Annotated in this window: 22 protein-coding genes; 10 read left to right on the forward strand and 12 right to left on the reverse strand. The window is 46.7% G+C overall.

All coding sequences use genetic code 11. From position 1 onward, the window contains the following. Window positions 1-88 precede the first annotated feature (88 nt). The 3 genes from purN to ABD031_RS10850 form a co-directional block, all read right to left on the reverse strand. A complete protein-coding gene (gene purN, locus ABD031_RS10840) occupies window positions 89-661 on the reverse strand; it encodes a phosphoribosylglycinamide formyltransferase (RefSeq protein WP_343851273.1) in 573 nt (190 codons plus the stop codon). Between the two features lie 150 nt (window positions 662-811). Continuing rightward, window positions 812-1243 (reverse strand): VOC family protein, encoded by a 432-nt coding sequence (locus ABD031_RS10845; RefSeq protein WP_343851275.1) that lies wholly within the window; start codon window positions 1241-1243, stop codon window positions 812-814. A 25-nt stretch (window positions 1244-1268) separates the two neighbouring features. Further along, window positions 1269-1871 (reverse strand): hypothetical protein, encoded by a 603-nt coding sequence (locus ABD031_RS10850; protein ID WP_343851277.1) that lies wholly within the window; start codon window positions 1869-1871, stop codon window positions 1269-1271. A gap of 262 nt (window positions 1872-2133) precedes the next feature. Between ABD031_RS10850 and ABD031_RS10855 the strand changes: the two genes are divergently transcribed. The 3 genes from ABD031_RS10855 (at window position 2134) to ABD031_RS10865 (ending at window position 9468) form a co-directional block, all read left to right on the forward strand. Continuing rightward, complete coding sequence (locus ABD031_RS10855; protein WP_343851279.1) at window positions 2134-7593, forward strand: PAS domain-containing protein; 5460 nt, start codon at window positions 2134-2136, stop codon at window positions 7591-7593. Window positions 7594-7721: 128 nt separating this feature from the next. Next, a complete protein-coding gene (locus ABD031_RS10860; protein ID WP_343851281.1) occupies window positions 7722-8261 on the forward strand; it encodes a hypothetical protein in 540 nt (179 codons plus the stop codon). 97 nt (window positions 8262-8358) lie between these two features. Then, the gene (locus ABD031_RS10865; protein ID WP_343851283.1) at window positions 8359-9468 is read left to right on the forward strand and encodes an endo-1,4-beta-xylanase; all 1110 of its coding nucleotides are present in this window, start codon (window positions 8359-8361) and stop codon (window positions 9466-9468) included. Here ABD031_RS10865 and ABD031_RS10870 read toward each other — a convergent pair. From ABD031_RS10870 to ABD031_RS10885, 4 genes are all read right to left on the reverse strand, one after another. Continuing rightward, entirely contained in the window at window positions 9465-9749 is a 285-nt protein-coding gene (locus ABD031_RS10870; RefSeq protein WP_343851285.1) for a hypothetical protein, read from the reverse strand. The two genes, ABD031_RS10865 and ABD031_RS10870, sit on opposite strands and share 4 nt — an antisense overlap. Window positions 9750-9929: 180 nt before the next feature. Next, complete coding sequence (locus tag ABD031_RS10875) at window positions 9930-10256, reverse strand: DMT family transporter (RefSeq protein ID WP_343851287.1); 327 nt, start codon at window positions 10254-10256, stop codon at window positions 9930-9932. A 39-nt stretch (window positions 10257-10295) separates the two neighbouring features. Continuing rightward, window positions 10296-11204, reverse strand: coding sequence for an alpha/beta hydrolase (locus ABD031_RS10880; RefSeq protein WP_343851289.1), 909 nt, complete (start codon window positions 11202-11204; stop codon window positions 10296-10298). Further along, window positions 11201-11551, reverse strand: a complete 351-nt coding sequence (locus ABD031_RS10885; protein ID WP_343851290.1) for an MmcQ/YjbR family DNA-binding protein — start codon at window positions 11549-11551, stop codon at window positions 11201-11203. The genes ABD031_RS10880 and ABD031_RS10885 overlap by 4 nt, the downstream gene beginning before the upstream one ends. Window positions 11552-12727: 1176 nt before the next feature. On the opposite strand from ABD031_RS10885, the gene ABD031_RS10890 reads away from it, so the two are divergent. Then, window positions 12728-13456, forward strand: coding sequence for a class I SAM-dependent methyltransferase (locus tag ABD031_RS10890; RefSeq protein WP_343851291.1), 729 nt, complete (start codon window positions 12728-12730; stop codon window positions 13454-13456). A 188-nt stretch (window positions 13457-13644) separates the two neighbouring features. Here ABD031_RS10890 and ABD031_RS10895 read toward each other — a convergent pair whose 3' ends face one another. The 3 genes from ABD031_RS10895 to ABD031_RS10905 all read right to left on the reverse strand — a co-directional run bounded on the left by ABD031_RS10895 (window position 13645) and on the right by ABD031_RS10905 (window position 15847). Continuing rightward, window positions 13645-14715: an alkaline phosphatase gene (locus ABD031_RS10895; RefSeq protein WP_343851293.1), complete on the reverse strand. Its 1071-nt coding sequence runs from the start codon at window positions 14713-14715 to the stop codon at window positions 13645-13647. Between the two features lie 248 nt (window positions 14716-14963). Then, on the reverse strand, window positions 14964-15452 hold the full coding sequence (locus ABD031_RS10900) for a heme-binding domain-containing protein (protein ID WP_343851295.1): 489 nt from the start codon (window positions 15450-15452) through the stop codon (window positions 14964-14966). Beyond that, entirely contained in the window at window positions 15452-15847 is a 396-nt protein-coding gene (locus ABD031_RS10905; RefSeq protein WP_343851297.1) for a heme-binding domain-containing protein, read from the reverse strand. Before ABD031_RS10905 ends, ABD031_RS10900 begins: the two co-directional genes overlap by 1 nt. Window positions 15848-16787: 940 nt before the next feature. On the opposite strand from ABD031_RS10905, the gene ABD031_RS10910 reads away from it, so the two are divergent. The 6 genes from ABD031_RS10910 to ABD031_RS10935 all read left to right on the forward strand — a co-directional run bounded on the left by ABD031_RS10910 (window position 16788) and on the right by ABD031_RS10935 (window position 24442). After that, entirely contained in the window at window positions 16788-17651 is an 864-nt protein-coding gene (locus tag ABD031_RS10910; protein ID WP_343851299.1) for an alpha/beta fold hydrolase, read from the forward strand. A 429-nt stretch (window positions 17652-18080) separates the two neighbouring features. Beyond that, complete coding sequence (locus ABD031_RS10915) at window positions 18081-19283, forward strand: NAD(P)/FAD-dependent oxidoreductase (protein ID WP_343851301.1); 1203 nt, start codon at window positions 18081-18083, stop codon at window positions 19281-19283. Between the two features lie 238 nt (window positions 19284-19521). Continuing rightward, a complete protein-coding gene (locus ABD031_RS10920) occupies window positions 19522-19977 on the forward strand; it encodes a PA2169 family four-helix-bundle protein (RefSeq protein WP_343851303.1) in 456 nt (151 codons plus the stop codon). 599 nt (window positions 19978-20576) lie between these two features. Further along, complete coding sequence (locus ABD031_RS10925) at window positions 20577-20900, forward strand: four-helix bundle copper-binding protein (RefSeq protein WP_343851305.1); 324 nt, start codon at window positions 20577-20579, stop codon at window positions 20898-20900. Between the two features lie 501 nt (window positions 20901-21401). Next, window positions 21402-23804 (forward strand): ABC transporter permease, encoded by a 2403-nt coding sequence (locus ABD031_RS10930; protein ID WP_343851307.1) that lies wholly within the window; start codon window positions 21402-21404, stop codon window positions 23802-23804. Window positions 23805-24001: 197 nt separating this feature from the next. Continuing rightward, a complete protein-coding gene (locus ABD031_RS10935) occupies window positions 24002-24442 on the forward strand; it encodes an SRPBCC domain-containing protein (protein ID WP_343851309.1) in 441 nt (146 codons plus the stop codon). A gap of 64 nt (window positions 24443-24506) precedes the next feature. Here the strand turns inward: ABD031_RS10935 and egtD are convergent, their stop codons facing one another. Beyond that, the gene (gene egtD / locus ABD031_RS10940) at window positions 24507-25442 is read right to left on the reverse strand and encodes an L-histidine N(alpha)-methyltransferase (protein WP_343851311.1); all 936 of its coding nucleotides are present in this window, start codon (window positions 25440-25442) and stop codon (window positions 24507-24509) included. After that, window positions 25439-26596 carry an ergothioneine biosynthesis protein EgtB gene (egtB, locus tag ABD031_RS10945; RefSeq protein WP_343851313.1) on the reverse strand — a complete coding sequence of 386 codons (1158 nt, stop codon included), beginning with the start codon at window positions 26594-26596 and terminating at the stop codon, window positions 25439-25441. The genes egtD and egtB overlap by 4 nt, the downstream gene beginning before the upstream one ends. Between the last annotated feature and the right edge of the window lie 2 nt (window positions 26597-26598).

Genomic DNA, 26598 nt, shown 5'->3' on the forward strand with positions numbered 1-26598 from the left:
TGGAAATAGGAGAACTGGGGTGGAAATGCCTCTCCGTAAAATCCACCGTAAATCCTTCTCCAATTTTGTCACTTACCTCTCACAAACCTTACGCGCCCACCAATTCTCCAACCACCCTTGGAAAGTGTTCGTGTTCCAAGGCGTGGACTTTGTCGGCGATCGTATCTGCTGTGTCTAGTGGTGAAATTGGGGTCGAAGCCTGAAAGATGATCTTACCCTCATCGTAGTGCTCGTTGACCAGGTGGATGGTGATGCCCGTGTCGGTGTCTCCGGCTGCTTTGACTGCTTCGTGGACAAAGCTCCCGTACATGCCCTTGCCTCCATACTTGGGTAGCAGGGCGGGATGGATGTTGACCATCTTGTCGGAATAGGCTTGGGTGAGGTGATCGGGGATTTTCAGCAGAAAGCCTGCGAGGATCACCCAGTCGATGGTTTCGGCTTGGAGTTTTTCCAGCAGGATTCCCGCGTCCATTTCCTTGCGGGAAAAAGTAAAAGTCGGTACATCAAACTTCTTGGCCCGCTCCAGCACAAAGGCATCAGGTTTATTGGAAGCGATCAAAGCGATTTCGGCTTTGTCGGAGTGCTGGAAGTACTCCATAATTTTCTCGGCATTGGAGCCGCTGCCGGAGGCGAGGATGGCGAGACGTTTCGGTGTGGACACTAGACGTTAGATTTTTAGACTTAAAGATGGCGCAAGTTAGAAAGGAAGTAGGCTTATCCCAATCCGGCGGCTTGCAGGGTGCGACGTTTGGTGCTCAGTCGCAGGCTGCAGTGACTGAATACTGCGACTGAACACTGCAAACGTCTATCATTACTCTTCGTCCGGCTTTAGCGTATAATTGATCATCCAGCCAATGCCGTATTTGTCCACAAAACTCCCAAAATACGCTCCCCAGAAGGTTTTTTCATAGTTCATTTCGATGGAACCTCCTTCAGAGAGCCCTCTGAAAATCCGCTCACCTTCTTCCTTGGAGTCCGGTGCCAGAGAAATGTAGTTGTGATTGCCTTTGGTCAAGGTATGTCCCATGGACGGAGCGATGTCGCTGGCCATAATAGTGACTTGGTCGCTTACTTTTAGAGAGATGTGCATGACGCGGGTTTTCTCATCCTCGGGCAGTTCCATGCCGGGCGCATCACCGAAATAGCTGACACCACCTTCAAATTCACCTCCCAAGAGGGATTTGTAAAAGGTCATGGCTTCTTCGGCTTTGCCGTCAAAATTGAGATAGGGATTTACGAACATAGTTTTTGTGGTTTTGGGTTTGGTTCTAATTTAGGGATTGTCGGGCTGTTTTCCCCCGTAAAATCAAATCAATTCTAAAACTTAATACCCCAATAATCACCCCCGCGCCTGCGAGTGAGAAGGCGAGCGGGAGATTCAGAAAGGAAGCGGGGACGGACAGCAATTGAAGTCCCAGGCCTGCCAACCAGGTCAGGTGACCCTGTAAGGATTTGGGTTTTCTGTGTCTGAGTTTACCTCCATTTTCACCCTCCTCGAGGAGTGGCCAAAAGAAGTCCCGGTATTGCCACAGCAGGTACAAGTCCATTGCCAGGAATGCGGCAAGTACATAAGGGGTACCTCTCCAATGCTGTGAGATCGTCACCATCAGGATGTTTAGGATCATCGGAATCATCATGATTCCTCCCAGTAGTTTATATCGGGTTGTCAGCAGCATAAAGCCAATTGTAATCTGGCAAACAGCGATGAAACTCGCATACAGGCCAAGATCAAACTCCGCCAGGCGCTCGACCAACCAGGGTGGGCCGATCCAGCCAATGAACTGATGCCCGGCGTAGAGCTTGACCATCCCGGCGGTCCAAAAGGTGAAGCCGAGGAAGATGGAAATCAGGTTGGGGAGGACACGATTCATGGAAGTAGATCCAACATGGATATGGTTCAAATCAGATCAATTCAAGTTGGTGAAAATTCTCGTTTGGAACCAAAAAAGTCGTGGGCAAATCCTGAATTGAGATTGCTTTGAAATGGAATTTTTTAAAATGAAACCTATCATTAATGTTTATATTTCAAGCAAATCATCCGGCAGTTTGGCCAAAACGGCGATAGGGAAATATTGGCCCGCAGCGACAGGACGAAGGTGAAAAATAGGTAGCGATTGGAGTAAAATGAAGGAAATGGATGCAAACGCACAGCGCTCCCAGATGCGCAATGGTGAATATGACGACCTTACTTTTTTGGCAGCGACAATCTGTCAAGTCCCCATTTCGGTGATCTCTATTGAGACTGAGGGAAAAAATTCCATTCGTTCCATTTTTAGTACTACCACTTCAGGGCTCGATGAGGCGGGTCTTGATCAATTTTTCGCCAGCTCAACTGACGAATCGACATCAACCCCTGTAGGAAAAGACACCTTACTGAGCGAAAATCCGGTAAAGATTGGCGACTTGGAACTGGGTTTCTATGCGGCGATATCACTCCCCAGTCACGACGGGCAATCGTGTGTACGGCTCAGTATCTTAGATCAGACTAGCCGAGAATTGAGTGATTCCCAGCTCGAGTCTCTGAAAAAACTTGTCCACCAAGCAGTCAGTCTGCATGAACTAGTCGAGAAAGGTACCAAACTCCACTGCTTGGAGGAGGCGCTTCGGGATGCAAAAAAACGCCTGCATAAGATTATTGACGAAGCTGAAGTGGGTATTTGGGAAATTTGTCTTGACACAGACGAGTTTCGATATAGTGAGAGATGGGCTCAGATACTGGGGTACGCCCCCGGGGAGTTGGGGGAGATTTCAAGAGCTAAGAGTGTGGATTTTGTTCATCCGGCTGATGTTGCAGAGTCCACGAAGGCAATGGAAGGCTACCGATCCGGCGAACTGCCGCGTTACGAATGTGAGCTGCGGATGAAGCATAAAAAGGGCTATTGGGTTTGGATTCTTGCGCAGGGTGAATTTGTAAGCAACACCGCAGAATATCAGGGGACTTGGATGGTCGGCACCATCAAGGATACCTCCGATCAGGTGGTCGCTCATGAGCAAATCTATGTGCGGGAAAAGCGATTCCAGATTCTGCTCGAAAACAGTGAAGATGCCATTATTATACTGAACGAAGCAGGAATACCTCATTTTTCGACAGAGTCGGTGGCTAAAATGCTCGGAATTCAATCCTTGGAAAGAATGACCACGCCATTGAGTAGACTGGTAAATGCCGAGGATTTGGAGCAGTTTGAGGGCTGGTTTCAGAAATCACTTCAGAGCCCCAAAAAAGCCATCAAAGGGCCAATTTCGCGAATGAGGCATTCGGACGGCACCTGGCGCCACATTTCCGGTACCCTGACCAACCTGTTGGATGATCCAATCATCAGGGGGCTGATCTATAATTTCAAAGATGTCTCGGAGCAGGTTTTGGCGGAGGTTGAGCGGAAACGGACCGAGAATAAATATCGAAAGCTTGCGCAAGAAGGAGCGGACCTGGTGTCCGTGCTCAGTCCTGAGGCAACATATGATTACCTCAGTCCCAATTTTTTGACCTATTTCGGTTTTACGGAGAAGGAAATTATCGGGAAGGGAGCGTTTGAGTTGATCCATCCGGAAGATCTCAGGCGGATTCAGTCAGATTTTCAGCATTTGTTAAAAACAAAGACCGTCCGAACAGCGCCGTTTAGGTATAGGCATCGGAGGGATGGATGGCGGTGGGTTCAGAGTGTGGCGACCAACCTATTGGATGATCCCGATATCCAGGGTGTTGTAGTCAATTCAACCGATGTGACCGATCTCATCAAAGCGCAAAAAGCCCTGGAAAAAAGTAACGAGCGCTTTCAATTAGTGCTGAAAGCAGGCTCCGAAAGTATATACGACTACGACTTGGTAACCAAGTCCATCTTTCTCAGCGAGACTTTTGAGGAAACCTTCGGAATAAAAGTTAACAAGTCGAAGAGCGAGTACCGGTTGATCTATGAACGCATCCATCTTGATGACTTGGATCGGGCAATGATGGAGTTTCGAGAAGCCGTCGAAGACCCAGAGGTTACGATTTGGACCCGGGAATATCGGTTGAGGAAGGGGGACGGAACCTATTCCCACGTTCGAGATCGATCGATCAAGCTGTTGGACGCCTCCGGAAAGGCGATCCGGGTAGTCGGAGCGATGATGGACATCAGCGAGATTAACTTTTTTCAAAAACTCCTGGAAATCGAAAAGGAATTTATTGAATCCAGCCTAGTGGGAAATATCCCTGAAAACGAGCAGTACCGCAACTATCTCGTTGATCTCGAATCCCTGATCCCCGGCATGAAATCTTCCCTCTCTCGGGTGGTGGACGGACGGTTGTGTAATGCCATTTCCCCCAGTCTTCCCGAGGAGTTACTTTCCAGTATAGATGGCTTGGTAGTTGGACCAAATCAGGGTTCCTGCGGTACTGCCGCATTTCTCAATGAGAAAGTTTTTGCTACCGATGTATTTCATGATCCCCGATGGGAAAATCATCGAGACTTGGCCAGAGTCTTTGGGATAGGAGCTTGTTGGTCCTTCCCTATCGTGGACTCTCAGGGTAGAGTGGTGGCCACCATTGCCAACTATTATGCTACCATCAGAGAGGTCGAGGCAAAAGAACTTCAGGCATTGGAGCGGGCCCATCGTTTGATATCGCTTTCGATGGCGCAGTTTGATCAGTTGGAAAAAATCCGGCTGAGCAATGAGCGCTATGAACTGGTCAACAAAACGACCAATGAGGCCATTTTTGAGTGGGAGGTGCAAAAAGACAGGTTCCATTGGGGTGAAAGTTTCCGGCGGGTGTTTGGTCATGAATTCAGTCATGAGGAGTTTAATCTCGATAAATGGACCAGCCTGATGCACCCCTCGGACAACCTGGAAAAGGCTGAGGAGTGGATCAGATTTTTAGAAAACAAGTCCGCTTACAAATGGCAAAACGAGTTTCGCTTTTTGAAGAAAGACGGAACATATGCGTTCGTAGAGGAATCTGCTTACATCATCCGCGATGAAAAAGGTCTGCCGGTTCGGATGATTGGAGTGCTGCGGGATCGGACCGAATTTAAAAAGATGGAAGTGCTGCTGACTAATGCGTCGAAGATAGCCCGAGTCGGTGGTTGGGACTTGGACGTGGCTAGCGGCATACAGGCTTGGTCACCGATCACCTGTGAGATTCACGAGGTTCCGATCGATTTTACCATTAATGTTACTAATGGAATCCGTTTTTATAGGGAGGATTATCAAAAGGAGATCGAAGCAATAGTTGCTTTGGCGGTTGAAAAGGGAGAGAAATTTGATTTCGAGGCTCCGATTATCACTGCAACAGGCAAAGAGCGCTGGGTTAGGTCAATGGGGGAAGCGGAGTTTGTAAATGGGCAATGTGTTCGGATTTTTGGCTCTGTCCAGGATATTCATGAGCGCAAACTCATGGAGGAGCGTCTCAAGGGAGTTTCGGACAGCATCCCAGGAGTGATTTTTCAATATATACTGAACCCAGACGGTTCGGATGCATTCCGATATGTCAGCAAGGGTTCAAATGCACTATTGGGACTAAGTCCAGAAGAGTGCATGGCGGACAGCAGTCGGCTTTGGTCGCAACTGGCTCAGGGTGGAGAGATGGAGATGGTCAAAGCCAGTGTGGAGGAATCCGCCAGGACACTGAGTAGATGGAACAGCGAATGGCGAGTACTCAGCCTGGACGGTAAGGTTAGGTGGAGAGAGGGACTGGGGATTCCCAATAAGAAGGCTGACGGGACTATCGTTTGGGATGCCCTGATCATGGATGTCACCGATCGCAAGAATATGGAAAACCTCCTGGAGCAATCTGCTCGGATGGCGAAGATTGGAAGCTGGGAACTCGCCCTATCCGAGGTCCCGTTTCAGCTCAGCTGGTCTTCTACTACGCGGACAATACTGGGGCTGAATTCCGGCTCCAGTGGAGCGCTCGACGACATCTATCGGATATTTGTGGGAGAATCCGGCGCGATTGCCAGGCAGAGTTTCGAAAATCTGATTCAAAATGGAGAGGGATTTGACGTCGAATTGGAAATAGCCTCAGACCTATTTGAGCACAAGTGGATCCGATGCATAGGACAGGCAGAGTGGGTGAAAGGCAAAACCCTCCACGCTTATGGCACTATTCAAGATATCCATGATCGCAAGGTATCCGAACTGAATCTCAAAAGTCTGTTGCTCGAGCGAAACACCATATTGGAAAGTATCGGAGATGGCTTTTTTGCGGTCAACCGGGACTTTACCGTAACCTATTGGAACAAGCAAGCGGAAAGCCTACTTGGGATACCGCGTGAGCGAATTGTTGGAAAAAACCTTTGGGACATCTTTTCTGTACAGAAATCGAGGTTGTTTTTCGATAATTATGTGCAAGCGCTTTATACAGGAAAGGCAGTTTACTTCGAGGACTATTTTGAGGAATTAAAGATCTGGTTTTCTGTCTCTGCATTTCCTTCAAGCTCGGGGCTGACGGTTTACTTCAAGGATGTCACCGAAAACAAAAATGCCCAGGAAGAAATCCGCCAATCAAATGATCGTTTTGAGAGGGTTTCGGAGGCTACCAATGATGCCATTTGGGACGCTCAGCTCACTGAGGACAAATTATATTGGGGAAAGGGATTTGAAACACTTTTTGGATACGATACGGAAAAATTTCGACCGACTTTTTCTTTTTTTATCGATAGGATTCACCCTAAGGACCGCGAACGGATCTTGGGCAGCATGAAAAAAACCAATGTTAATCCTGAGGCGATAAGCTGGAATGAGGAGTACCGTTTCCGAAAGGCCGATGGGACCTACGCCTATGTCATGGATCGGGCGATCTTTACCAGAGATGCTAGCGGAAATCCGGTCAGAATTATTGGCGCTATGGCGGACATCACAGAGCGGAAGGATTTCGAAAACTCGCTGAAAAAACTCAATGGAAAGCTAAAACGCCAGGCGAATGAACTCGCAATATCCAACTCCGGGCTGGAGCAGTTCGCCTACGTAGCCTCGCACGATCTCCAGGAGCCACTCCGGATGGTGTCCAGCTTTCTGTCACTGCTCGACCGGAAGTACCGGCACCAACTTGACGAAAAGGCTCAGCAGTACATCCATTTCGCCGTGGATGGTGCGATCCGCATGAGGCAGATTATCCTCGATCTGCTGGAGTATTCCAGAGTAGGCAAGGAGGAGAAAGTGCTGGAGCAAATCAATCTGGAGGAGGTGATTTTTGAGATTACCCGACTACAGTCTCAGCTGATTGAGGAGAAAAAGGCGAAGATTCGCTTCGAAGGTAAACCTAAGATCACCGGCTTCAAGTCACCTATCCTGCAGATTTTTCAAAATCTCATCGGAAATGCGCTCAAGTACAGTAGAAACAATGTGCCTCCGGTGATTTCTATTTCCTGCAAGGAAGAAAAAAACCAATGGCTGATCGCCGTCAAAGACAATGGGATAGGAGTGAAGCCGGAATATTACGATAAGATTTTCTTCATTTTTCAACGCCTACACTCCAAGGACGAATTTACCGGTACCGGCCTGGGCCTCGCAATTGTGAAGAAAATCATCGAAAGTCTCGGAGGTAAGATTTGGCTGGAATCGGTCTATGGTGAAGGCACCACGTTCTATTTCACAATCGCAAAACCGGGGAATTGACGGGGTAAGGATTGGAAGAAGTAAAAGACGTTATACCGACTAAAATCAGGACAATGCGCCGTGATTGTTGATTCGTCTTTTGTATTTTCGGATTCATCGTGAATCATTCCATCAAAAATCAGTGTCTTATGTCTGCAAGTGAACTTGGAGTTGGAAGCCGGATCGGCCACCCAAAATTTGGATCGGGAATCATCGTATCGGTAGATCCCGACTTCTATAAAATCTACTTTTCAGCTTTAGACGAAGTCAAAGTGCTCGCAAGGGACTACGAGGGCTATACGGTCCAAGAAGCGAAAGTTCCGGATTTTCCGACATTGACTAGACGTGATGTCGAGCGAGCTATCCGGGAAGCGCTATTGGCGACTTCAGAACGTGAACCTCTGGTACCCTTGGGAGGCAAATGGATGGGAGGAAATCTGATCATCGAACCGTCTGACAAAAGTCTCCAAGCCAAGGAAATTCCCGTGGAGACCTTCTTTCGCAAGATCGTGATGGTCCGTGAAAAGCTGCGGGTTTTGGAACAAAACATCAACAACCACCCTAAGTTGGACGACGAGGATCGCGTCAACCTGCAACAATACATCACACGCTGCTATGGCTCATTGACTACTTTCAATGTGCTCTTTGCCTACAAGGAAGATCAGTTTAAGGGAAGTGGTAAAGACTGAATCTGAATTAAAAGCTGTCCTAGTTTTCCACAAGCAGTATTTTATTTCTCCTGTTTCACCTCGAATTCCAACTTGACCCAAGTTTAAATTCACCGATATGAATTATTTATCCCTTTTTCTCATCGCAGCTTTGGTGGTAATGCCGCTTTCAAAATCCGATGATCCCAGTCTGAAAGATCATTTTCAGGCTGATTTTTACATAGGCGCGGCCTTGAACTCGGGTCAGGTCAATGGCGCTGAGGATGGAGTGAATTCACTTTTGTCCTTACACTTCAATTCGATCAGTCCCGAAAATGGGCTAAAGTGGGGTCCGGTACACCCTAAACCAGATGAGTATAGGTTTGAGTTTGGAGATGCTTATGTAAAGCTGGGCGAAAAAATGAATGCCTTTACCGTCGGGCACACGCTGGTCTGGCATCAGCAGACGCCGGAATGGGTTTTCCAAGATGAGAAGGGGCAAGCCCTTTCGCAGGAAAAACTGATACAGCGAATGGAAGAACACATCGCAATAGTAGTTGGGCGATACAAGGGCAGGATAGACGGTTGGGATGTGGTCAACGAGGCATTTGAGGACGATGGAGCTTGGCGAAAAACCCATTGGTACAACACTACCGGAAAGGAGTTCATCAAAGCAGCCTTTCGCAAGGCCAATAAAATTGATCCAGGGGCGGAACTGTATTACAACGACTACAATGTCTGGATCCCTGCCAAGCGTAAAGCAATTCTCGCGATGGAGGAAGAGCTGCGAGAGGAAGGGATACGCATAGATGGTATCGGCATGCAGGGACACTATCGGGTTGACTCGCCAAGTCTTGGCCAAATAGAGCAAGCAATCTTGGAGATCCACGCTGCTGGGCTTCAGGTGATGATTACCGAATTGGATGTAGATGTGTTGCCTCGGCCCGGAAGTGCTCAGGGTGCTGATCTCAACGTCAACTATGCCCAGTCAGCTGAATGGAATCCTTACCCTGCAAGCCTTCCTCCTGCGGTCGAGCGTCAATTGGTGGCACGCTATGCTTCGCTTTTCCGGCTTTTCAGTAAGCATTCAGACAAGATCAGTCGAGTGACTTTCTGGGGGCTACACGATGGCAAAAGCTGGCTGAACAATTGGCCGGTGAGAGGAAGGAGGAATTATCCGCTGCTATTTGACCGGGAGAAGAAGCTAAAGCCGGGATTTTTTGAAGAGTTGGAAGCAGACCAGAATTAATGACTCTCAGTCAAATTGCTTTTGAGTCTCTTTTCCACGAAAGTGATAGGCACAAAATCGTCCGTTGGAGCTCCGATGTAGTAGACGGTCCAATTAGGGTCGTGCTTGGCCAACAATTCCGCAATGCAGTCGGCACGATGACCTTGGGGATTTTTGCAGTCGTCCCAGTAGAAGAGTTCGACCTTGTAGTGTAGGGCCTGCTTCTCGTTGTTGACAGTGACTTCGATCTGAATGTCCTGCTTGCCGGCACCTCGAGGGATGGGTATAGCGATGTAGCTCATAAGTATGTGATTGGATGCCAAAAGTCAACCGCAGTTTTTGTGCCATTGAAAACCCCTTAAATTGCTTCAAAGCAACGGTTTCGTAGATAGTCAGACTGTTTTGTCCGAACAAATTTGTGCGCAGAAGGACAAAAGAAGAATTTTCGACTGAATGAGAAGCCAGAAGTTGGCTAATCCGGCCTAATGGGAGACTACTTTCAGACCGACAATCGAGGCGATCAGAGTTGTGATGAAAAACACCCTCCAAAAGTCAGCGGGCTCTTCGAATACAAAAATACCGACCAACACGGTACCCACTGCTCCGATGCCCGTCCACACCGCATAGGCTGTCCCGATAGGCAGCTCCCGCGTCGCCCGCACCAGCAGCAGCATGCTGATCGTGAGGCAAACTATGAACCCGGCATACCAATACATGGATGTTGCACCGCTGGTTTCTTTTGCCTTTCCCAAGCAAGCAGCAAAACCGACTTCAAACAAACCCGCGATAATCAATAGAATCCAGCTCATAGTTGAAATTTGAGGTAATTTACCAGAATTCGCTTAGTTTCAGGATTCGAGTTTTTCGATTTCTTCTTTCAGAAAAAGCATAGCGGCCGAAAGCGTCTCTATGCCATGACCTGCGGGAAAGATCTGGTGGCCTCCAAGATTTGGGAGTAGGTGTTTCGCGTTTGTAAGGGATTTTCTCGCAGGAAAAAGCAGGTCTTGATCACCCAAAGCCAGATAAACCGAAGACTGAACTTGAGTCAATTCTTTTTTCATGAAATAGGGCTTTTGAGTCTTGTCTTGATATCGTGTCAGTGCAAAAATCTCGTAGTCCACCAGTAGATTCCAGGCCGTAGGCGAAATCCAATGTGTGGGCTGGAGGAAAATGGCTTTTTTAAGGAACTTTTCGACGTTTTTTCGCTTCGGGCTAAGGATGGGTAGCAGATTGTAGTAAAGATTGCTCAGCGTTAAGGAAAAGGGCTGCAAACAGCCAGGGTTGAATAGGAATGCAGCCTTGATCTTTTCGGAGTGGGCAATCGCAAGTTTCATACAGATCAATCCGCCAAAGGAAGCGCCGGCCACATAGCTCGATTGGAGTCCCAGTTTGTCCATCACTTCCCCCGCCCAAAGTCCATAGTCCTTGGACTTGATGTCCGGCGTGCCTCCGTCGCTGAGGTTGGGCAGACCGTTGGTTTCGACGAGATAAATTCGGAATCGGTAGAGTAGCTGATCGAGGTTTCGATCAAAATCCCAGATCAATGCCGTCGTTCGTGCACCGGGGAAAATCACCATAGGCTCCAGGGAAAGTTCGGAGGTTTGCAGCCCGTAAACCATCGTCTTTCCGAGGCCGGTTTCCACCTCGATTTTTTCATAAGTTCGGGCGTTGGCTTGTTCGAGTTTCTCGACCCATTTTTGAAACCAGGCATGGTCGTCAGCGGGTGACTTGAAGGTGGAGGTAAATTTGATTTTCAAGGGGAAGTAGGGGAGGGGTTGTCGGGAGATATTTTGAGTTTTTCGGGAGCAACTTGGTTGAATGCAGCGAGGAGTAAATCTTTAATTACTTCTCTATTCAGAGCTTCTATTTTAGCCAAAGTCCAGCCTTGCTTTCCCCATTTATTTGGGACGGGAAATATAAGGTTAGGGTCGAAAAGTGAGAAGAGATCTTGGTCGGTTTCGGAAAGCTTCAGGCTCGCTAATTGGGTCTTCGGATCGTAGGTGGCGAAGATCTTTTTGCGGACTCGAAAGGATGTCTTTTCGAAGTGGGGTTCCTCGGTGGACTCGGGTAGGGAGAGCGAAAAACTGCGAAAAAAATTAAGCATAGAAAGTGGAGTTCAGCCGATGAAGCTAGCCAAAATTTCTGACCGCACCTAAGGTTGGTTTGTTCTTGGGCGGGGAGTGAGGAGAAAAGATGATACTTAGTTTTTTTTCAACAATACTAAGTATTCTTCAAGAGGTTTCGATTTTTGCTTTTTTCGTCTTTTGGTTCGGTTCTTTATTTTTAGGCTAGCCTAAAAATGATACGTTGCCTATTGTTTTTAGGGGGATAAAGAGATCAGCTGGAATCGAGATTTTGGCTTGTAAAGCGGGGCGAGTTCAAGGTGAAATATCATATTCCAAATAATATTTCGAGTTTGAAAATTATGAATTTACATAAAAGTTGAAATTGATATCAGTATTTTAAATTGTCATAAAATCAGATACTTATGTAATGTTATTTTTGTAAATTTTCTTCAATTTTGCCGCAGCAAACTTGCCTGATTTTTTGGGTTCAGAGTCCCAGGAAACCTTGAGTTTGTTTCGAATTAAATCCCGTGATGCTGTGAGTCACTCAGCTTTTACGGCAAGTAATCTTAGGGGAGGTATTGTATGCAATCCCAGTCGGTGACGGCGGTTTGCTCAAGGAGGAGCAAGCGAATCGTTCTGTCGGGTTTTGGAAAGAGAGCGGAGATACGTAGCGGACCGAGTGTTTTTTTGCGATGATTTTTTTGAGCTTAAGCTTGAGTTTGGCTTGTTGCAAAAACGATTACTATGCGAGTTTTTTTCAGTGGATAAAGGTCGTCATACAAGGGGAGTAGCTTCGGCTCTGGAAGAAAGATGAGGATAGCTTCGGTTCAGTTTTTCGTCCTAAATCTCCCAAAATATCGAACGGTATTTTTACATATTTGGAAGCTGGTCGAAGATAAAATTCTTTATTTTTTTGCTGATCAGTGCGAGGATTTTTGGTGAGGTTGAGTTCCATTTTTCGCGACCTAGATGCTGATTTTTTTTTGTGCTTAAGGACTTTTTTGACTTGGGATTTTGCTTTGGATTTTGATCTCTCAAGGCGAGAAAACGCAGATTGTTAAAGTGCCAATTGGCCTGACTCACCACTCCGGTATTGCTGGAAACTGGAGCCATGGGCGTCTGGAGTTATTTGTCGAAATTAGGACGGTGAACGCACCGGAAAAGATCCATTTTATTCTCATCAGGATTGACTCAACCTAAGCTGAAATGTTATGAAATATGCCAAGATTTTGTTCTTTATTTTAGCCGGATTTGGCCTTTGTGGAATCTGCTTTTCACAGTCCTCTTCCATCAAAAATGACTCGGTTTATAGCTACCGATCACCAAGCTCCGGAGGCATCGGAAAGGTCTATCAGGGGCGTGAGATTGCAGGTGTAATGGACTTTCGAGGAAAGGACTGGCTGGAACGTCAAAGCCGTCCACAGGAAGAAAACACAGTGCTGGCGATAGAAAACCTACCGGTCAGTTCCGAAAGCGTGGTGGCCGATATCGGCGCGGGTTCGGGGTACTACACCTTCCGTATCGCGCCAAAAGTTCCCGATGGGAAAGTCTATGCGGTGGAGATTCAGGATGACGCGATCCGGTACCTTCAGGACCGAGCAACGGATTTAGGGTATAAGAACGTCACAACTGTCAAGGGAAGCGCCCAAACGCCCAATTTACCGTCGAATTCAATTGATCTGGTCATCATGGTAGATGTCTACCATGAGCTGGAATATCCCGTGGAGATGCTTGCAGCGATCAAAAAATCTCTAAAACCGGGTGGAAAGCTCCTCCTGATCGAGTACAGGGGGGAGGATCCCAAAGTTCAAATCCGCGCACTTCACAAAATGACTGTGGGTCAAATTGAGAGTGAGCTTTCAGCAAATGGCTTCAAGCTGTCGCAAAATGGGCAGTTTATGAATATTCAGCACTTTTTGGTTTTTGAAATAAAGGACTAGCAGAAATTAGGATCCAGGCTTCCGAAGGATAGTCCAAAAAACAACCTTCAAGGGTATTTGACGATTCATTCGATGACATAGCTCTCCAAGGAGAATTGAAACTTTCGGAGAGATGAGACAAACAAAAAGGGTGAAATCGTCGATTTCACCCTTATGGGTTTAGAAGGCCTCAGCCTTCAGAATTACCCTTACTTGAAGTTATACGCCTTCAGCATCTTGTGGAAGATCTCGTTGTTTTCATAGATTCCAGCGAATGCTTCCGAACCTGGACCGTAAGCAAAAACCGGGATCATTACTCCTGTGTGGCTTCCGGTGGTAAACTTGCCTTCAACCATTCCGGTCTCCGTGCTGCCTTTATTGATTGTGAATCCGCCAGTCTCGTGATCGGCAGTGACGATGACTAGGGTGTTTCCATCTGCTTTGGCAAATTCCAGGACTTTTCCGATGGCATGGTCAAAATCGATCATTTCTTCGATGATGTACTGGGTGTTGTTTGCATGACCTCCCCAGTCGATCTGCGAACCTTCAACCATCAAGAACATACCTTTTTTGTTGGTCTTCAAAAGATCTAAAGCCACTTCAGTTGATTTCACCAGCTCGTCTCCTCGGCCTTCCGAAAATCTTGACTGCTGTTCATCCGCCAGGAACGCCGCCAGTTTTCCGCTTTTAATCTGTTGTACTTCTTCAATAGAATTGGCGATTTGATAGCTTCTGCTTTTTAGCGAATCAACCAGATTGACGCTATCTGAACGGTTGGCGAAGAATTTTCTACCCCCCCCGATGAAGACATCGATATCGGTGGCGAGGAAGTCCATGGCGATATTCTCATCGAGAGAACGAGAAGCCTGGTGGGAGATAAAGCTAGCTGGAGTGGCGTGGGTGATGGAGCAGGTGGCGACCATTCCGGTGGCAAGGCCTTTTTCCTCGGCGATTTCCAAGATGGTCGGAACCGGATTGCCATCCGCATCCACACCGATGGCGCCATTGTAGGTCTTCACTCCGCAGGAAAACGCCGTGGCCCCAGCGGCCGAATCCGTTACGAAGGCGTTGCTTGCCTGATTTTTGTGAAACCCTACCACAGGAAATTGTTCCAGGTTGAGGTGGCCGTGATTGCCAGTCATGCCAGCATAGATCTGTGCGACTCCCATGCCGTCGCCGACCATGAAGATGATGTTTTTGGGTGCTTTACTTTTTTTCTGGGCAAAAGTTGATTCGAGACTTGCGAAAAGTACAAGAACTAAAAGAATTCTGAGTTTCATAGATTGAAAGTTTGTTTAAATAAGTACTGTTTAAATAAGGAATTTGGGCTAGTCGAGCAGTTTGGGCTTTTTTAAAATTTCAGCTGGATCATGTTGAATTAGGAGATTTGAATATGGTTCAGCTTACTTTGGTTTGCTTTTTATACGATAGGTTAGATAGGGGTTGGTCGATTTTTAGGCGTTGTAAGGAACAAAAAGAGGAAGTAGCAATCGCTACTTCCTCAGTTAATTTTTTGTTGTAAAATAGCTTATTCGTTTTCTCCGACGTCTTCCTCTCCTTCCTCGACCACCACATCCATGGTTTCTTCAGCCCAGTCTACGATAAGTTGGCGCTGAGTTTCGTCGAGTTTTGCCCAAGTGTGAATCAAGGTATAGATCCCTAAAGGCATCTTTTCTGCATCGACTTCAATGGAGATATCGTCCAGTTTTTCCAACTTTTCCATCATGTCATAGGTCTGCCAATTGGAAAAATTCAGTTCCTCCCGCGCTTCTCTTACATCCTTGGCCACAAGCCAAGAAGAAGGGGCGACATAGGAATACCAAGGATATTCGGTTTCATTGCTGTGGCAATTGTAGCAGGAAACCTTCAACAAAGAAGAGATTTCCTCCCTGACAATACCACTTTGAATGAGATCATCGGGGTTGTTCATCACCACGGGAGGTAACTCGTTGGGTACAAACTGAATGGCTAAAAATAGCAGGGCTGACCCGCCCAAAAGCCAATACCGACGTTGCATCAATTCTCACCTTTCTTTTTGCCGGCACTCCATTCAACTAAGGTTGCCAATTCCGCTTCCGTCAATTTGCCTTCAGGTTTCTGCGCGAGGAATTTTTCCGGTGGCATTTCGCCTTCCGCCAATACCTCTGAGATCTTGCCTTTAGTGGCCATCTGCTTCGACTTTTTGGAAGCTTCGAAAGCATCCCAGTCCAGCTTCTCCTTGCCTTTGTCATTTTTTGACTCGGCATTGTGGCAACCGTAGCATTTCTGCTCCACGATCGCTTTGACGTCCGCTGGCATATCTGGACCGGCTACAGGGTGAATAGGATAGTTTTCTACTTCAGGTTTTGTTGTTCCCTGAAAGAAGAGGAGGCCAACTATCGCAGCTACTGGGAGTAAGGATAATTTTTTCATAGTTTATTAGTGGGGTTAGATGAGGAATTTCAAAAAGATTTTGTTTCGGAGCAAATAAAGGCTTTAAATTCTGCCGGTAATTATTTTAAAGACGATATTGAGAGCTTGATGTTGGGTTTGACGGTAGATTTTTCTGATGAAGATTTTGAACTGAACTGCTTGATCTTCATGTCAGCTTTTGGGTATGCTGACGCACACTTTTTCAGCAAGAGAAGCTAAGTCGACTCGGTGTCTGAACCTGCTGAGACTAAAAGTCCTTTAGCGGGGCATTGCCAGGAAACTCTAAGTCAAATTGGGTAGATTTTTCTACAAAATAGAAGCCGACTGGACACTGCGTTCTGCACTTTGATGTCGTGTAAGGAGAGAATTTAATCGAGATTGGGATCCCGGTTGCTTTGCCAAAAACCAAGAGCTTTGACGTATTAAAGACCAAGAAAAACAGTAAGAAATAGCGGCACAATTCTCCATAGGGCATTTTTTCCAAACGACGTACACTCTCCTCTCAAATCACAGACAATCTTCTGAATAGATTTTCTGGCAAAAGCAAGAGTGCATTTTGACTGAAAGGTTAAGACTTGACGCGCATTGGCCTACTTTCTGCAAAACCGACGAAAGCGGGCCTTGGAATTTAGACACCATTTTGGCACGCTGCCGATTTAATCTGTTTCGCAACTCAATGACTTGGAAAATGCAAATTTTTACTTTCAAATCTATTCTGAAACTAGCCCCAAATACTGATTGCTCCTGCACGTTCGAAGCTAAGAAATCTGAAGGCGTGATGCCGAAATTGGGACAGCAACGAGCGCAAACGACCATTGATCACTTTACGGAAGTCAAGTTGAGTTAGGGTTTGGCTTTAGACTTAGGAATTGCACGCGCTATGCGAACGTGCACCCTGCCACTTACATATCTTTTTAACAATTACAAAAACCAAATTACCATGAAAACTATAGCCAAAGGACATGATTTGTCCATCCCGATCAACTACTTCAACTTGTCCTATGATGACTTGGGGGAGGGTGAAGTTCCCGTTATTTTCTTGCATGGCTTTCCGTTTGACAAGTCGATGTGGAGCGCACAGCTCGAGGCTTTAGCTCCGAACTACCGAGTGATCGCTTGTGATATCCGAGGGTTTGGCAAATCGATAGATGAAGTCACTTCCTTCAGCATCGACCTGTTTTCTATGGATCTCGCGCGATTTATGAATGGAATAGGTGTCAAAAAGGCCATCATATGCGGCCTCTCTATGGGTGGCTATATAGCACTCAACTTTCAAAAAAAATATCCGGAACTCGTAGAGGCACTAATCCTCTGCGACACTCAATGCATCAGTGATGCAAACGAAGTTAAGCAAGGCCGACTGAAAGAGATTCAGGAAATCGAGGAATTTGGGCCAGCAAAGTTCAATGACAAGTTCGTTAAAAAGGTTTTTTCTGAGGAATCTCTAATGACCAAAAAGGATTTGGTTTCGGACTTGAAGCGGGTTGTTGACGCCAATTCCACTCATATCATCGCCGAAGGATTGCGGGCACTTTCATCCCGCGCGGAGACCTGCACGACGCTTTCGGAGATTCGCGTGCCGATGCTGATTATTTGCGGTAGGGAAGATAAGGTGACTCCCTTGGACCAATCAGAATACATGCATCGTGCCACCGACGGGTCGTTCTTTAGAGTGATTGAGAAGGCTGGTCATGTCTCCAATCTGGAGCAACCTGACATCTTCAATCAACACCTGAAAGACTTTTTAGAGAGAGTCACTGAGGCCAAAGCTGAGGATAGTGTTGCTGAAAGGAGTTGGTTTTAGGCACGATCATTCTTTGTCGTTGCACCTTGGAATAGTAGGAATACCTTTTATTCCGTGTGACAATTGCTGCACAATTACAGGGGATGTGACTCTTTGATTATTTGGGAAAATCTTGCTTTTCTCTTAAGGGTTTGGTTTTCTCAGAGTTTTGCCCCTAATACCGGAACTTGATATAAGGATCCGGTGTATAACCTCCGGAGATAATGAGCTGTCTGGAGGTTTTTTTGTTTCCTCGATTGAGATTTTCCGGCGTTTGAAGCAGCTTCAAAACAGTGGACGTTGCAGCCCTTCAAAGGATTTGGAATTTAGCCAGTTTTCAAGTTGCTGGGTGTTTTTAAAGCTCTCGAGCCCAATCTCAAACCTTTACTTCCCTGCTTGTCCGTAACTCGTCGTTTACCAATCAATACCTTACTAACAGAAAAAAATCAAATGAGACTGAGAACATTCGAATCCTTTTGGCTGGTAAAAAACGGCTTGCTGTATAGCTATCCTTCGTTGCAGCATAATATGAAGACGCAAGTCCTCGTGATGGGCGGGGGGATCACCGGCGCTCTGATCAGCCACGCGCTGATGGACGCAGGCTACGAAGTGATGCTGATCGACAGACGGGATATCGGGCAGGGAAGTACCGCTGCTACGACGAGTATGCTACAATATGAGATCGATGTGCCCTTAGTTCAATTGACTGAAATGATCGGTGAGGAGGCTGCCGTGCAATGCTATCGCGCTGGTATCGATGCGATCCATGAGTTGAAGGATCTGGTTGAAGCGCTTCAGATCGACTGTGGGTTTGAGATGAAAAGCAGCCTCTTTCTTGCCCATAGCAAGAAGGCTGCAGGTTGGCTGAAGGATGAGTTTGAGATTCGGGAGAAGCATCAGCTGGGTGTGAGATGGCTGACTCCCGCAGAGGTCAGGCAGACATATGGACTGCTGTGTGAGGGAGCGATCTGGTCGGAGACCGCCGGAAGTATTGATGCGTATCGACTCGCCCACGAGCTTATCCAGCTCAATGTGAAGCGAGGGATGAAAGTCTTTGATCAGACCGAAGTCGATCGGCTGGATACCTCGGGTCCGAAACCTAAAGTCCTTTTGGCGGGAGGGCAGACTATCGAATGTGAAAAGATCGTGTGCTGTACGGGTTTTGAAAGCACCAAAATTCTCAAAGAAAACATCGCCGATCTATTCTACACCTATGTCAGCGTGAGTGAGCAAGGGATTGCGCTTAATGAGGCGATCGAAAAAACGCTGATCTGGAATACTGAAGATCCGTACCTCTACATGAGAAGCACTGACGATGGACGCTTTTTGGTTGGAGGTGAGGATTCTTCTTTCAATTTCCAGCTCTTTCAACAAAAGATCAAAGCTAGAAAGGCAGACAAGTTGATCCAAAAGATGGAGGAGATCGCCCCTGATATCAAGTTTGTGGAGGACTTCAGTTGGGGTGGAACCTTCGGTGTGACCAAGGATGGACTGCCCTACATTGGCAAGAGCCCCGAATACGAAAACACCCTGTTTGTTTTGGGATTTGGTGGAAATGGGATCACCTTTTCGGTGCAGGGGATGGGCATGGTAGTCGATATGCTTAAGGGAAAACCACATCCGCTGGCTGAATTCTATCGGTTTGCGAGATAAAAGTAAATAGGAAAAGACAGGGATAGAGGTTGGCCGATTCTTGGATTAGCTTCTACAACTTGAGAATTTTTTTTCCTGCCAAAGGGAGAATGGCGTTGTCCGGTAGCGTTTTATTTGGCCTAGATAGCCTTTAAACGCATGTTTTTCTTTTTTCCAGTATGGCTAAGTATTTGGATTTCGAATAATCAAATAGCTGAGAAAATAACCAAGGCTAATTATTCCACTAAACAACTATACCATGAACACTACCACAGACACTGCAGAGATCTTGAATGATCTGGTGCAGATCAACAACGACCGGATTGAAGGGTATCAAAAAGCGATCGAAAACCTGAAGGCTGAAGATCAGGATTTGAAGACCTTATTTATGTCGCTGATTACCGAGAGCCAAAAGTGTAAGACGGAATTGTCAAACGAACTAACTACGCTAAATGCTCCTACGACCGAAAGCTCAACAACTAGCGGCAAGATCTATAGAGCTTGGATGGACGTGAAGGCCGCATTTACAGGACATGACAGAAAGAGCGTCTTGGAAAACTGCGAATTTGGTGAAGATGCCGCCCAAAAGGCGTACAAGGACGCAGCAAACGATCCGGAATTGAGCGCTTACTTGAGGGATTTGGTTATGGACCAAAAAAGGACTTTGAGACAGTCGCACGACAAGATCAAGCAGCTGAGGGATTCACTGGCGTAGTCGATAGGCAATGGCCAAATGTGCTTAGGTAGCTTATCACGCCCCTTTTCACATACTAAAGGGGGCGTGATTCATTGATTTTACGTCTCAACGAAAACGATCTATACTTAGTCATTTTACCCCTTAGCTACCCAAGATTTTCCTAAAAAGGAAACGATTTTCCGATCGAGCCTGACCAAGAGTTTTTTCAAACTGGTCCAAAATAGTCAGCAAGTCTGGGATGATTTCCTCTCCTTCCCTTGTTTTCACACTGCTGCAGCTCTCATTTTCCTCGTTTACGCTTCCTTTTTTCCGGCACGATAGCTTATTTTGATAGGACGAAATGGAGGAGAAATGCAAAAACCTTAAGCACATCCATTCGAATCGGTGTTTTTTGGATTTTGCAAAATCTACTGCATTCATAGGCTGCTGCGATTGGAAGTCGCTTGGAAAAGCGAATAGTTTTCCCAGCGATCCTGCCGACAATATTCCTCAGTCTGCGTAATTTTTTGGTCAGAATAGGAGGGGTTGTTTGGGTGTAACTTTCTGATTTATAGCGAGTATTGTTGTCGGAACGTAGCTTGGTATGAGGTAGATGCCAACCGATAAATTTATGGCTAATGAAGAGAACAATTGACCTACATTGCAACTATAGCATAGCACTGCAGCGATGTATTTCGGATTGCTCTCTGCTGATCGAGGCGCACAAAGACCAGGAGAAAAAACTATGCGTCGAATTGGCTGAGAAGTGTAGGGAAGCTTGCGCGGATTGCTTGGATGCCTACGAGTCTGTGCGCATCGATCGCGGTCGATTTATGATAGTTTGCTCAGAGGCCTGCACCGACCTTCTAAACGAGTGTAGAAAACATCAAGATCAATACTGTCTCCGCTGCGTGAGTTCGTGTAGCGAATGCATCGAAGAGTTTGCCAATTGGATCGCCTAAAATAAGTTTAGCGATCTTTTTTTTGTTGAAAAACACCCAATTGAGGTGACCTGCTACATTGGCCGAAAAGGTCATCATAAAGGCTACTAAAGACCCTAGTTGCTCCTCGGATCCAAACTCGTTCTCCCAGAACGCGAACTGATTTGGGGGAAATAGGATCACCATTTCGGTGCAGGGAATGGGCAGGGTTGTCGATATGCTTAACGGAAATTTATATCCGCTGGATGAAGTCTTGCCGATTGAGAGATACACTTTTTAGATAAGCGTTTTTTTGCCGCTTATTCGTATGAAAAATGTCAAACTGTTTCCTTAGAACCTGAGTCAATGACGAAAAGATATTTTTTTTGATCATTTTCGGACAACTCTGTCCGATTTTATCTTGGTTAATACTGAGAAATCCCTATCAAAGTCCTTGGAATGCGGGTTTGCTTTTGGTGACAAGTTTGGAGTTTAGCACCTCAGTTTTTGTCGCTTATTTCTCTTGTCCAAAAGTCAAACCCGATGTTAAAAAACTATTTTACCTCGCTGTGGAGACACATTTCCAAAAACAAGGTTTTTACATTCATCAACGTGGCAGGACTTGCTATCGGGATGTTGGCTTGTATTCTGATCAGCCAATTTGTCCTGCATGAATTGAGCTACGATGATTTTCTGGAAAAAAAAGATCGGATCTTCCGCATTCAGCAAGATCGGTTTGACAAGGGTGAACTTTCTACGCAATGGGCTTCGGGAGCTGCGGGAATCGGCCCCGACCTCAAGTCAAATTTTTCAGAAGTAAAAACTTTTACCCGATTGACTAAGCGTGGCGCGACGCTTTCGACCGGGGATACCTTTTTCAGAGAAGAAGATCTGTATTTCGCGTCGGAGGATTTTTTTGATGTCTTTTCCATCAAGCTGATTGAAGGCATCGACTCGCTGGTATTGAAAGAGCCTTTTAAGATTGTCCTTTCGCAGACCATGGCCAAGAAGTATTTTGGAGCGGAAAATCCCATTGGAAAAACATTGAAAGCCAATGGCGATACCGAATATGAAGTTTCGGGTGTTTTCGAAGACCTCCCGGTCAATACCCACATGAAGATCGATGCCTTGGGATCTTTTGTCAGCCTGGAAAAACTCTGGAATGATCCCATCCTGTCTTGGAATTGGGATGGATTTATGACTTATATCCTGTTGGACGATCAGGTGGATGCCAAGGCATTTGAGGCCAAGCTACCGGATTTTGTCCAAACCCAGAAGGGAGAGGAGCTAAAACAGTACAATTCTGGAATAGCCTTTCACTTGCAACCGGTGCAGGATATTCATCTGGATTCGGATTTCATCATGGAATTCAAAGCCAATGGCAACCGTCAATCGGTTTACTTTTTGTCAGTCGTGGCCATTCTGATTATGATCATCGCTTGGATCAATTATATCAACCTGTCCACTGCCAAGTCAGTGGAGCGTGCGCGGGAAGTAGGGGTTCGCAAGGTCATGGGAGGCTATCAGTCGCAGCTCATTCAGCAGTTTTTGACAGAATCCCTGTTTTTGAATATTCTGGCAGTTATGGTAGCCGCTGGGTTTGCAATATTACTTACACCTTGGTTTAGTGAGTTGACTGGCCGTGAACTCGGCTATCAGCTTTTTATGCAGCCTTTGTTTTGGCTGGCATTGTTGGTTTTGATCGTCTCCGGCGCCCTGATGTCGGGGATTTATCCGGCCTTTGTCCTGTCATCTTTCCGGCCGGTGGAGGTGTTGAAGGGGAAATTCAAAAACACAGACAAGGGGATTTTCCTGAGAAAGGGGATGGTGATCGCCCAGTTTGTTGCTTCCATTACGCTGATGGTCGGGACATTTACCGTCTTTCTACAGCTAAAGTATATGCAAAACCAAGATCTGGGGGTGAACATCGAGCAGACTGTGGTGCTTCAGTCACCCAGCGTCACGGACTCTACCTACAAGCAAAAATATCAGGTCTTCAAGCAGCGGATTGCGGCATACTCAGAGGTGCTTTCGGTGACTGCGTCGACGACCGTGCCGGGAGGTCAGCCCAATTGGAATGCAGGCGGGATACGGAGACTCAGTCAGGGTGAGGATGAACAAAATCAGTATCGGGTGATCCAGACTGACGGCGCTTTCAACGAAGCCTTTGGTCTCGAGATGGTTGTGGGACGGGAGTTTTCGGACGAGGTGGCAAACGAATGGAAGAACGTGCTTCTGAACGAGTCTGCCACTCGTCTGATGGGTTTTGCCACACCGGAAGAGGCAATCAACGATCCGATTTTCTTCTGGGGTGACACCTTCAATATCGTCGGGGTGATGAAAGACTACCACCAAGAATCGTTGAAGAAATCATTTGACGCGCTGATCTTTCGCTATGATGAAGCGCCAAACGGCTTTTACTCTATCAAGGTGCAGACCAGCGGAATCGAGGATTTGATGGCGACGTTTGAAGCAGACTGGAAGGATGTGTTTCCGGGCAATCCCTTTGAATATTTTTTCTTGGATGAGCACTACGATCAGCAATATAAGGCCGATCGGCAATTTGGATCGATATTCAGTATATTCTCCGGACTGGCTATCTTCATCGCGACCTTGGGATTATTTGGCTTGTCTTCGCTCACTGCCATTCAGCGCACCAAAGAGATAGGAATCCGTAAGGTTCTCGGAGCATCGCTTTTTGGTCTACTCCGTCTGATCAGCAAAGATTTTATTCTCTTGGTCGGAATCGCCATTCTGTTGTCTATTCCGCTTTCGGTATGGATTGTCAATTCCTGGCTACAGGATTTTGCCTCGCGGATATCTCTGACCTGGTGGATTTTTGCCGTCCCCAGCTTGATGGTTGTTGTCATCACCATCCTGACGGTAAGCATCCATACGATAAAGGTGGCGATGATCAACCCTGTGAGTTCGCTGAACTATGAGTAGCGGTAAGTGTTCTGTCAAAGTAGGCATTGGTCAATTTGCCTTGGCCATCTACGATTGCCACGGAGAAATTTCGGGACTTTGATTTCGCTGCGGATAATCCTGTTTAAAGATGTCTTTGTTAAATTAGCATTGACGCCTGAATGTCGAATATTACCTATAGTGAAAGCTTCTTTTTAGAAAACGAACCCAAAATTGCCATGAAACTAGTCGCCAAAGCCACTCTGCAAATCCGGAAGCCTGTATCAGAAGTTTTTGATGGAATCGTCAATTCGGAGAAGATGACGAAGTATTTCATTTCGGAAAGTAGTGGGAGAATGATTGCGGGACAAGAGCTCCGCTGGAAGTTTCCTGAGTTTCCGGATGAATACCCCGTATGGAATGTCGAGACCGAAACAGATCGATTGGTGTCCTTCGTCTGGGACAAAGAGACGGTAGTCAGGATTGTCCTCGAACCTCAGGCCGATGGAAGCACCGTAGTCAGAGTCACCGAAGACGGGAAAGAAAACAATGAAAAAAACCTAAAGTGGCTGACTGAAAACACCGAAGGATGGGCAAACTTTCTGGCTTGTATGAAAGCCTATCTGGAGTATGGTATACAGCTTCGTAAGGGGGCGTATGACTATATGAGAAAGGGGTGAGGGCTTCAACGAGCCAACCAGAAACAGCATTCTTTTTCTCCCTCCAAAAGCAGATCACCAAATCTCAAGACCTAAATAGTACCCAAGAAAACAAATCCTTCTGATCCGAATAAAAGGAATCCAACGCTATTCCTGCAGCAGTAGAAAGTTGTTTCAAAAGCGTTAAATCATATTTCTGGGAGATTTCGGTTTGGATAATCTCGTCTTTTTCAAATTTTACAATCTCCGATCCGATCCGAACCGTCTGCTTCTTGAGACTGACGATGAAGCTTTCAGCTGCTCCGCTGATCGGATGGTAGGTGGCATAGTGGTCAAAAGAATTGAGCTCAAAGTCTCCGCCTAGTTCGCGATTGATCCGAGTCAGCAGGTTTAGGTTAAACCTTCGGGTGATTCCCTGTGGATCATTGTAGGCAGGCAGAATTTTTTTGGGATTTTTCTTCAAATCTACCCCGAGAAGCAGAAAGTCACCGGGCTTCATCTCTCCTTTGATGAATTTCAGAAAGGCAATGGCCTCGGTTGTTCGGTAGTTGCCGATGTTGCTTCCGGCAAACACGATCAGCCGTTGATTGGTCCGATCCTCCAATTCCCTGAGGGTATGGAAGTAGTCGCCCGCCAGGCTTCGGTACTTCACCTTGGGCACTTCCGATCTGATCAGCTGTTCGTTGATGGTCAAGATGCTGTCGGAGATATCCAAGGGAAAATAACTGAGACAGGGAACATGTTGACACAGGACGTCGACGAAATGAACCATCTTGCGACCGTCTCCGGCGCCAAGTTCGATGATATCGAGTTGGGAAGCATTGATCCTTTTGGCGATCTCCTCGGATCGGGTTTGGATGATTTCAAACTCTGCTGCGGGCAGGTAGTATTCCGGCATGTCCATGATTTCCTGAAAGATCAACGATCCTGCCTCGTCGTAGAAGTATTTCGAAGGCAGTCTTTTCGGAGTTGATCTCAATCCGGCCAATACTTCTTCTTTGAAAAGTTGTGTGTCGCTCATTTTGCCAATCTGATTCCGGAATAGATCCAACGGGAAGAAGGGTGAAAGAAATTACGGTAGGTGGCCCGGGAGTGATCCTTTGCGGTAGCTACCGAAGCGCCCCGCAGGACGTGCTGGCTGACCATAAATTTGCCGTTGTACTCTCCGAGAGCTCCGGGCATTTTTTGAAATCCCGGATACGGCAGATAGGCGCTGTTGGTCCACTCCCAAAGTTGCCCCCAAGCAAAGTGTCCTGAGGCTACTTCCCACTCAAACTCTGTCGGAAGCCGGCAGCCTTTCCAGGCAGCAAAGGCCATCGCTTCATAGAAACTTACATGCTGGACAGGGAGAGCGGGATTGACTTTCTGGAAACCCTGCAGCGTATAGTTCCACCATTCTCCATCTTTGCGGTGCCAATAGAGTGGAGCCTCGATTCCATGGTTTTTGATGAATTGAAGCCCTTCGTCCAGCCAGAAGTCAAAATTTTGATAGCCCTCGGCTGCGATGAATTCGAGAAACTCGCCGTTGCTGACCAAGTCCTTGGAGATTTCAAATTTTTCCAAAAAGACACGATGTCTGCCCAATTCATTGTCGTAGCAGAATCCTTCACCTGCATAGCCGATCTCGTACACCCCCTCGGCTAGCGACAAGAATTCTCCGGACTTTTCCGGCTGAGTTTCGAATCCAGGGCCATATATCGGAAAGGTTGGCTGATTGCCGAGGATGTACTTCAAGTCGTAGGCGAGAAGTTCCTGATGTTGTTCTTCATGATTGATCCCTAAGACGATCCTTTCTAAGATTTTCTCCGAAAGCCGCTCTCCATTTAGGAAGATTGCCAATTTCTCCGTCACATACGCCCGATAGGCCAGTACTTCGCGCAACGGAGGCCGGCTCATTAGACCGCGATGGGGTCGCAAGACACGATCCCCAGCGTGGTTATAATAGCTGTTGAATAGGTAGGCAAAATCTTCTTGATAGACCTGATATTCGGGGGCAAAAGGGAGGAGTACAAATTGTTCAAAAAACCAGGTGGAATGTGCAAGGTGCCACTTGGGAGGAGATACGTCAGCGATCGGTTGCGGTACATAGTCTTCGACCTCCAAGGGTGAACAGATGGCTTCTGAGTGATTTCTCGTGGTTAAAAATTTGGCTTTGAGGGCTTCATGGGTATTCATGG

The sequence above is a fragment of the Algoriphagus jejuensis genome (assembly GCF_039523455.1).
In the GTDB taxonomy this organism is placed as follows: Bacteria; Bacteroidota; Bacteroidia; order Cytophagales; family Cyclobacteriaceae; genus Algoriphagus; species Algoriphagus jejuensis.

What these genes read in the sequence shown, in the direction of transcription:
- ABD031_RS10845 (WP_343851275.1), bottom strand. Translation starts at nt 1,243, where the DNA reads ATGTTCGTAAATCCCTATCTCAATTTTGACGGCAAAGCCGAAGAAGCC.
- ABD031_RS10850 (WP_343851277.1), bottom strand. Translation starts at nt 1,871, where the DNA reads ATGAATCGTGTCCTCCCCAACCTGATTTCCATCTTCCTCGGCTTCACC.
- ABD031_RS10855 (WP_343851279.1), top strand. Translation starts at nt 2,134, where the DNA reads ATGGATGCAAACGCACAGCGCTCCCAGATGCGCAATGGTGAATATGAC.
- ABD031_RS10860 (WP_343851281.1), top strand. Translation starts at nt 7,722, where the DNA reads ATGTCTGCAAGTGAACTTGGAGTTGGAAGCCGGATCGGCCACCCAAAA.
- ABD031_RS10865 (WP_343851283.1), top strand. Translation starts at nt 8,359, where the DNA reads ATGAATTATTTATCCCTTTTTCTCATCGCAGCTTTGGTGGTAATGCCG.
- ABD031_RS10870 (WP_343851285.1), bottom strand. Translation starts at nt 9,749, where the DNA reads ATGAGCTACATCGCTATACCCATCCCTCGAGGTGCCGGCAAGCAGGAC.
- ABD031_RS10875 (WP_343851287.1), bottom strand. Translation starts at nt 10,256, where the DNA reads ATGAGCTGGATTCTATTGATTATCGCGGGTTTGTTTGAAGTCGGTTTT.
- ABD031_RS10885 (WP_343851290.1), bottom strand. Translation starts at nt 11,551, where the DNA reads ATGCTTAATTTTTTTCGCAGTTTTTCGCTCTCCCTACCCGAGTCCACC.
- ABD031_RS10890 (WP_343851291.1), top strand. Translation starts at nt 12,728, where the DNA reads ATGAAATATGCCAAGATTTTGTTCTTTATTTTAGCCGGATTTGGCCTT.
- ABD031_RS10895 (WP_343851293.1), bottom strand. Translation starts at nt 14,715, where the DNA reads ATGAAACTCAGAATTCTTTTAGTTCTTGTACTTTTCGCAAGTCTCGAA.
- ABD031_RS10900 (WP_343851295.1), bottom strand. Translation starts at nt 15,452, where the DNA reads ATGCAACGTCGGTATTGGCTTTTGGGCGGGTCAGCCCTGCTATTTTTA.
- ABD031_RS10905 (WP_343851297.1), bottom strand. Translation starts at nt 15,847, where the DNA reads ATGAAAAAATTATCCTTACTCCCAGTAGCTGCGATAGTTGGCCTCCTC.
- ABD031_RS10910 (WP_343851299.1), top strand. Translation starts at nt 16,788, where the DNA reads ATGAAAACTATAGCCAAAGGACATGATTTGTCCATCCCGATCAACTAC.
- ABD031_RS10915 (WP_343851301.1), top strand. Translation starts at nt 18,081, where the DNA reads ATGAGACTGAGAACATTCGAATCCTTTTGGCTGGTAAAAAACGGCTTG.
- ABD031_RS10920 (WP_343851303.1), top strand. Translation starts at nt 19,522, where the DNA reads ATGAACACTACCACAGACACTGCAGAGATCTTGAATGATCTGGTGCAG.
- ABD031_RS10925 (WP_343851305.1), top strand. Translation starts at nt 20,577, where the DNA reads ATGAAGAGAACAATTGACCTACATTGCAACTATAGCATAGCACTGCAG.
- ABD031_RS10930 (WP_343851307.1), top strand. Translation starts at nt 21,402, where the DNA reads ATGTTAAAAAACTATTTTACCTCGCTGTGGAGACACATTTCCAAAAAC.
- ABD031_RS10935 (WP_343851309.1), top strand. Translation starts at nt 24,002, where the DNA reads ATGAAACTAGTCGCCAAAGCCACTCTGCAAATCCGGAAGCCTGTATCA.
- egtD (WP_343851311.1), bottom strand. Translation starts at nt 25,442, where the DNA reads ATGAGCGACACACAACTTTTCAAAGAAGAAGTATTGGCCGGATTGAGA.
- egtB (WP_343851313.1), bottom strand. Translation starts at nt 26,596, where the DNA reads ATGAATACCCATGAAGCCCTCAAAGCCAAATTTTTAACCACGAGAAAT.